At 61.0% G+C, this 7234-nt stretch carries 8 protein-coding genes and 1 tRNA gene; 5 read left to right on the forward strand and 4 right to left on the reverse strand.

The features are described 5' to 3' along the window. Positions 1-520: 520 nt before the first annotated feature. The 4 genes from proB to rplU all read right to left on the reverse strand — a co-directional run bounded on the left by proB (position 521) and on the right by rplU (position 3466). Complete coding sequence (gene proB / locus RUW20_RS08180; RefSeq protein ID WP_313951714.1) at positions 521-1639, reverse strand: glutamate 5-kinase; 1119 nt, start codon at positions 1637-1639, stop codon at positions 521-523. Positions 1640-1641: 2 nt separating this feature from the next. Then, positions 1642-2751 carry an Obg family GTPase CgtA gene (cgtA, locus tag RUW20_RS08185; RefSeq protein ID WP_313951715.1) on the reverse strand — a complete coding sequence of 370 codons (1110 nt, stop codon included), beginning with the start codon at positions 2749-2751 and terminating at the stop codon, positions 1642-1644. Positions 2752-2847: 96 nt separating this feature from the next. Next, entirely contained in the window at positions 2848-3111 is a 264-nt protein-coding gene (gene rpmA / locus RUW20_RS08190) for a 50S ribosomal protein L27 (protein ID WP_313951716.1), read from the reverse strand. 19 nt (positions 3112-3130) lie between these two features. Further along, on the reverse strand, positions 3131-3466 hold the full coding sequence (rplU, locus tag RUW20_RS08195) for a 50S ribosomal protein L21 (RefSeq protein ID WP_313951717.1): 336 nt from the start codon (positions 3464-3466) through the stop codon (positions 3131-3133). Positions 3467-3635: 169 nt separating this feature from the next. Between rplU and RUW20_RS08200 the strand changes: the two genes are divergently transcribed. From RUW20_RS08200 to RUW20_RS08220, 5 genes are all read left to right on the forward strand, one after another. Then, positions 3636-4598: a polyprenyl synthetase family protein gene (locus tag RUW20_RS08200; RefSeq protein WP_409559328.1), complete on the forward strand. Its 963-nt coding sequence runs from the start codon at positions 3636-3638 to the stop codon at positions 4596-4598. An 18-nt stretch (positions 4599-4616) separates the two neighbouring features. Further along, positions 4617-4693: transfer RNA gene (locus RUW20_RS08205), tRNA-Pro, on the forward strand. Positions 4694-4848: 155 nt separating this feature from the next. Beyond that, positions 4849-5085, forward strand: coding sequence for a PP0621 family protein (locus tag RUW20_RS08210; protein WP_313951719.1), 237 nt, complete (start codon positions 4849-4851; stop codon positions 5083-5085). 9 nt (positions 5086-5094) lie between these two features. After that, complete coding sequence (locus RUW20_RS08215) at positions 5095-6684, forward strand: ATP-binding protein (protein ID WP_313951720.1); 1590 nt, start codon at positions 5095-5097, stop codon at positions 6682-6684. Beyond that, positions 6675-7234, forward strand: a 560-nt coding sequence (locus tag RUW20_RS08220; RefSeq protein WP_313951721.1) for a response regulator, incomplete at its 3' end; no start/stop codon positions are given. The genes RUW20_RS08215 and RUW20_RS08220, both read left to right, overlap by 10 nt.

Consider the following 7234-nt stretch of genomic DNA (forward strand, 5'->3'; position numbering starts at 1 on the left):
TGTTCTGTAATCTGTAGTCGGGTAGCGCAGCAGTCTGGGCGAGGCCGCACCTACTCTTACAATGCCGCTTGCTGTTGCCGGTATGCTGTACGGGAAGTGCTTCGGTCGTCTTCATTCCGGCCTTCGGTGTGCCGCATAGCTGGTCGAGATCACATGAGCTGGCGCGCGCCCGGCTTCAGGTCTTGGCGGAGTTTTTTGAGCTCCATGAAGCGGCTCTCGCCTTCCTGAGACCCCGCGGGTCAGCGAGTACGTGGCGGCTGACGCCGCTCCAGCCCCCGCGCCGTTGGTTGGGAGCTTCGTGCCAGTCGCTCTCGAGTGACCACAGCGCATCGAAGTTTGCCAGGCCGCTATCGGCCAGTTGCGGACCGGCAAGCTTGGCCCGCGAAAAGATCGAAATCTCTCCCCGCGCACGTGCCGCTGGTCGAGCCAAGAGAAGTCCAGACCGCCTTTTCGCCAGATGAACAGGCGCGGCAGGAAATCAAGATGGGGTCGCTCAGAGGCGGGCAGCTGGGCTTGCTTGCTAGGTGAGAATCAGGTTGTCGCGATGGATCATCTCCGGCTCTTCGATGTAGCCGAGAATACTTTCTATCTCCTGGCTGGCGCGGCGCGCAATACGCCGCGAGTCGCTACTGCCGTAGTTGATCAGGCCACGGGCAATCTCATGACCGTCGTCCGTGACGCAAGCGACGGCTGCACCACGTTCAAAGTTTCCGCGAACGGTAACGACACCGATTGGCAGGAGGCTTTTCCCTTCCCGCAGTGCATTGATCGCACCGCTGTCAAGAATCAGCCTGCCGTTCAATTGCAGGTGGTCGGCGAGCCACTGCTTGCGCGCCGTGAGTGGCGGGGTTTCCGAGATCAACAGCGTTCCCAGGGCTTCTCCCCGGGCTAGCCGCACGATGACGTCCGGTTCACGACCGTCGGCGATGACGGTGTGGGCGCCGCTGCCGGCTGCGCGTTTCGCGGCGATCACTTTGGTGATCATGCCTCCCCTGGCGATGTGCGTGCCGGCACCACCAGCCATGGCTTCGAGGGCGGGGAGGCCGGCACGTGCTTCCGCAATCAGGGTGGCTGTTCCATCTTTACGGGGATCGGCGGTAAACAGGCCCTGCTGATCGGTCAGGATGATCAGGCAATCAGCCTCGACCAGGTTGGCTACCAGCGCGCCCAGCGTGTCATTGTCGCCAAACTTTATTTCGTCGGTGACAACGGTGTCGTTCTCGTTAACGATTGGCACGACGCCGAAGCGCAGCAGCGTATTCAGAGTCGACCGTGCATTGAGGTAGCGCTTGCGGTCGGCGAGATCGTCGTGGGTGAGCAGCACCTGTGCGGTATGCAGCGAGTACTGGGCGAAAGCTCTTTCATAGACCTGCACCAGACCCATCTGGCCGACGGCGGCAGCTGCCTGCAGTTCGTGGACTGCGTGTGGGCGCTTGCGCCAGCCGAGACGCTGCATGCCGCAGGCGATCGCCCCGGAGGATACGAGAATGACTTGCTTGCCGGCCTTACGCAATTCGGCGATCTGTCGTGCCCATTCGTCTATGGCCGCCAGATCCAGACCTTGCCCGTTGTTGGTGATCAGTGCCGAGCCGGCTTTGATCACCAGGCGGCGGGCAGCGGCGATGCGCGACGAGGCCATCTTCAGGCGTCTTGCTCGCCATCGGCGAACAGATCGTCAGGGAAGGGCGCTGCCGACGCTGTCACTGTCGTTGCCACCGGTGCGGGCGCGAAAGGCAGGCTTTGCAGCGTTTCCTGCAGTTTCCGCGTGAGCTCGCGACAACCATCGCCACTGATTGCGCTAATGCGAAAGCACGGAATGCCAGTGGCGTTGGCCTGGCTGGCCTGCAGGAACTCGGCAATGCGTTGCTCACGATCTTCCTCGGGAATCAGGTCAAGCTTGTTGAGGATCAGCCAGCGCGGCCTGGTGGCAAGTTCGGGATCGTACTTCTCGAGTTCGCGGACGACGGTCTCGACATCGCGGACAGGGTCGGCTTCCGGGTCGGGCGGGGCCAGGTCGACGATATGCAGCAGCAAACGCGTGCGCGCCAGGTGCTTCAGGAAGCGGATGCCGAGGCCAGCGCCCTCGGCGGCGCCGTCGATCAGTCCGGGAATGTCGGCAATGACGAAGCTCTGATCGTGATCGACGCGAACCACGCCGAGGTGGGGCTGCAGGGTCGTGAAGGGGTAATCCGCAACCTTGGGACGCGCGGCCGAGACGGCGCGCAGGAAGGTGCTCTTGCCGGCGTTGGGCAGACCCAGCAGACCGACATCGGCAAGCAGGCGTAGCTCAAGCCGCAGCTCGCGCTGCTCGCCTTCCTCGCCGCGGGTGCATTGACGGGGTGTGCGATTGACGCTCGACTTGAAATGGATGTTGCCGAGGCCGCCACGGCCGCCTTTGGCCAATATCACCTTCTTGCCATCGACGTCGAGGTCGGCAAGGAGTTCGTTGCTGTTGATATCGGCGATGGTGGTGCCGACCGGAACGCGAAGCGTCAGGTCTTTCCCCCGCTTGCCGTAGCAATCGCTCGAGCCACCGTTTTGCCCACGTTGGGCACGGTGGCGGCGGGCGTAGCGGTACTCGATCAGCGTGTTGATGTTGCGATCGGCAACGAAGTGCACGCTGCCGCCGTTGCCGCCGTCGCCGCCGTCGGGGCCGCCTTCGGGCTCGTACTTGTCACGCCGAAACGAGGCGATCCCGTTGCCGCCGTCACCGGCGGCGACAAGAATTCTCGCCTCATCGATAAATTTCATGGCAGTGCCTGTCGGTTAGCCAGGTTGAAAAGCAAAAAGCCCTATCACCAGGGATAGGGCTTGCTGCGGGGCTGAGCTGTGGCAGCCAGCCAGCGGTCAAACCTCTGCTGGAACGATGCTGACCGTGCGGCGACGTTGCGCACCCTTGATGGCAAACAGCACGTGGCCGTCTACCAGGGCGAACAGCGTGTGGTCCTTGCCGAGGCCCATGTTCTCGCCCGGGTGGAAAGCGGTACCACGCTGGCGGACGATGATGTTGCCGGCGCGAACCAGTTGGCCACCGTAGCGCTTGACGCCCAGACGTTTTGCTTCCGAATCGCGGCCGTTGCGTACGCTGCCGCCTGCTTTCTTGTGTGCCATGAGTCAGACTCCTCTCAAATCAGGCTGAAGGGTCAAGCGCCGCGCCGCCTGCAATGGCGTCGACCCGGATTTCGGTGTAGTTCTGGCGATGCCCCTGATGCTTCTGTGAGTGCTTGCGACGACGAAACTTGAAAATACGGATCTTGTCGTGACGACCTTGCGAAAGCACAGTGGCCTTGACCGAGGCGCCAGCGACGATCGGCGTGCCGACCATCACCGTTTCGCCTTCGCCAACCATCAGGATCTGGTCAAGGGTGATTTCTGCGCCAACGTCTGCCGGTATCTGTTCTATTTTCAATTTTTCGCCGTTGACAACGCGATACTGCTTGCCACCGGTTTTTATGACCGCGTACATGTTGGACTCCAAAGGACTGAACAAAGTGAGACAAAGAACCGCGCATTATACGTGTTCCTCCTCCTCCGTCAAAGAGTTTGCGCCATGTCGGGGCTATCCGTCGCTTGACGCAAGACGGGTCGGCGCCTAACATTCCAAGGTTTTTTGGCCAAGGTGTCTTCTCGTGAGAATGGAGCAGTTGTACAAGCTGATCGGCTCGGATATGAAGGCCGTTGATGCCGTGATTCGTCAGCGCCTCCATTCCGAGGTAGTGCTCGTCCGTCAGGTGGCCGAACACATCGTTCAGAGTGGCGGCAAGAGGCTGCGTCCGGCGCTGGTTTTGCTCTCCGCTGGCGCAATGGGCTACCGCGGTACGCATCACCACGAACTCGCGGCGGTGATCGAGTTCATCCACACGGCCACCCTGCTTCATGACGATGTGGTCGATGGTTCGGACCTGCGGCGTGGCCGCGAAACGGCCAACGCGATGTTCGGCAATTCGGCCAGTGTACTGGTGGGCGATTTCCTCTATTCGCGGGCCTTCCAGATGATGGTTACGGTTGACGACATGCGCATCATGCGTGCCCTGTCGGACGCGACGAACGTCATTGCCGAAGGCGAAGTGCTGCAATTGATGAATTGCCATGACGCAGACATTGACGAGGAGGGCTATCTACGCGTCATTCGCTACAAGACGGCAAAGCTGTTCGAAGCGGCGGCGCAGCTTGGCGCGATTATCGGCGGTGGGACGCCGGCGATCGAGAGGGGGATGGCGACTTACGGCATGCATCTGGGAACGGCATTTCAGCTCATTGACGACGTCCTCGATTACTCTGGTGCCGAGGTTGAGACGGGCAAGCATCTGGGGGATGATCTGGCCGAAGGCAAGCCAACGCTGCCGCTGATCTTTGTCCTTCAAAATGGCAATCCGGAGCAGGTGGCTTGCGTACGGCACGCCATCGAGAATGGTGGGCGGGAAGACTTTCCCGGTGTGTTGGAGGCGATTCGCGCCACCGGCGCACTGGAATACGCGAAACAGAAAGCCACGGCCGAGGCAGAGCTCGCAGCCAGTGCACTTGATGTCGTGGCCGCTTCTCAATACAAGGATTCCTTGCTAGAATTGTGCCTCTTTGCTGTCGCTAGAAACTATTAGCGCAGTTGTTGCCTCAGTCGGGGCGTAGCTCAGCCTGGTAGAGTACTGCGTTCGGGACGCAGGAGTCGGAGGTTCGAATCCTCTCGCCCCGACCAATCGTTTGATGTTGTTTTTTATCGCCCCGTCTGGCGATGGCGGAGCGCCGCTCGCGGCGCGCGGTTTCCCGTCGTTTGCTTCGATCGGGTCGTCCGCCACTTTCGTTGGCGGGAGCATCTGCTATGCTTTGGTGCTCGGCACGACTCCTCTGCCAATGACGAAATACCTATTGCTAATCGGACTGGTCTGGGCCGTCTGGCTGATCTGGCGCAAGGGTCGGACCTCGTCACATGATGGTGTCGAAAGCCAGACCGTCGAGCGCGAAGCCGAGCGCATGGTGGAATGTGCACGTTGTGGCGTCAATCAGCCAGTGAGCGAGAGCATTCTGGCCAATGGCCGCTATTATTGCTGCCAGGCCCACCTTCGCGGAACCCCGCCCGGCGATGCCTGAGGAGGTGTCTTGACAACGGCGGCGGTCGGAGCCGAAGAGTTCTCCGAGACCCACTGGAAGTCGCTGCGCTACTTCAACCTTTACCGCCTTGCCGTTGCCGCGCTGCTTTCGTCATCGGTGCTGTTCTCTCCGTCAGCTTTTCCGATACTTCGTCCGCACCACGGTCTGCAGCAGCCGGTACTCGTTAGTCTATATCTGGTGTGCACCGCGGTGGCCGTGATTCTGGCCTATCGCCATCGTCAGCACGCCGCCATGCAGTTGACTGCCAGCGTCCTGGTTGATGTGGTAATCATGACGCTGTTGATTCATGCCGGCGGTGGTCTGGGCAGCGGTCTTGGCTCGATGTTGCTGGTGACCTTGGCCGGTGCCGGCCTGGTCGGACAGGGTCGCCTGGTATTGTTCTATGCCGCGTTGGCAGCGCTGGCGGTGCTGTTCGAACACTCCTACCGGGCGGCGCTGGATGAGTTCGATGCAGCAGGATTCTTCCAGGCGGGTGTTTTCAGCATCGGCTTTTTCGCGGTGGCGATTTCTGCCCGACTACTGGCGCGCCGGGTAATCGCCAACGAGGTGCTGGCGCGCAAACGCGGCGTCGACCTCAATAACCAGACGGTGATTAGCCAGCGCGTCATCGAGGAGATGCAGGACGGCGTGGTGGTGCTTGATCGTAACGGCAAGGTCAAACAGAGTAACCCGCGTGCCAGGCAGCTCCTCGGCCTGGACGGTGACGGCGAGCATCGTCTGACAGACTATTCGCCCGAGTTGGCGCTGAATTTCGCCGATTGGTGTCGGCATGGCGGCGACCAGGGCGCGCTCGTACGGGTGCCCGCCAGTGGCATAGAATTGCGGGTGAGGTTTGTCCCGACCGAGAGCTCGGAAAGCGATGCCCTGGTCTTTCTCGACGACCTGGGCCGTCTGCAGGAACAGGCGCAGCAACTGAAACTGGCAGCACTCGGACGGCTGACCGCCAATATCGCGCATGAGATCCGCAATCCATTGTCGGCAATTAGTCATGCCGGTGAACTGATGCGTGAAGAGCGCCGGGGCGAGATGTACGAGCGCTTGTTGCGAATCCTGCTCGACAATACCCAGCGCCTGGAGCGAATCGTCAGTGATGTGCTCGAGCTTGGGCGCCGCGATCGCCTCTATCGCGAAACGATCGACCTGCGGCAGACCTTGCCGCTACTGGTCGAGGAATACCTCGCTCGAGAGAGTTTACCTGCGGATGTGGTTCGCCTTGATTTGTCGGGCAAGGCCACTCTGTGTTTCGACCGCTCTCATTTTCATCAGGTGTTGTGGAATCTTCTTGGTAACGCACTGCGCCATTCGCAGCGGGGGGTCGGCAGCGTTCACTTGCTCGTTTGTGACGCCAAGGCCGATGGTCAGGTGGAGCTGCATGTCATGGACGACGGGGAGGGGGTCGGTGAGGATCGTCGCGAGCACATTTTCGAACCGTTCTTTACTACCCATCATCGCGGTACCGGTCTGGGGCTCTATATCGCTCGCGAGTTGTGTGATGCCAACGGGGCCAAACTCGAACTGCAGAGCACCAGGCCGGGTGCTGATTTTCGTCTTTTGGGGAGGTCTGTAGAGTGTCAGTAGGCAAGACGGAGCGTCGGCCACGCGGCGAGCTGGCAAGAGTGCTGGTGGTCGACGATGAGGCGGATATCCGCGAACTTCTCGACTTGACGGTGGTTCGCATGGGATTGTCGGCGGACTGCGCGGCCAGCGTCGCGGAAGCCAGGGGACTGCTTGAGCGGCAGCGCTATCAATTGTGCATCACCGACATGCGCTTGCCTGACGGTGACGGTCTCGAGATCGTGAAGCTGATCGGGGAGCGCTACGGGGAGACCCCGGTGGCGGTGATCACCGCCTTCGGCAGCGCCCAGAACGCCGTTGCTGCGCTCAAAGCCGGGGCTTTTGACTATCTGGCCAAGCCGGTGGCGCTGGAGCAATTGCGCAGCCTGATCAAGTCGGCCCTCAGTTTGCCGCGCCACAGGGGGTCCACGGACGAAGAGCACTCCTCAGGGTCAGCGACACAGCTGATCGGAGAGTCTGCAGCAATTGAACATGTTCGCCAGATGATCGACAAGCTGGCTCGCAGCCAGGCGCCGGTCTATATCTCGGGCGAGTCGGGAACCGGCAAGGAACT

The organism is Accumulibacter sp., assembly GCF_032229525.1.
GTDB lineage: Bacteria > Pseudomonadota > Gammaproteobacteria > Burkholderiales > Rhodocyclaceae > Accumulibacter.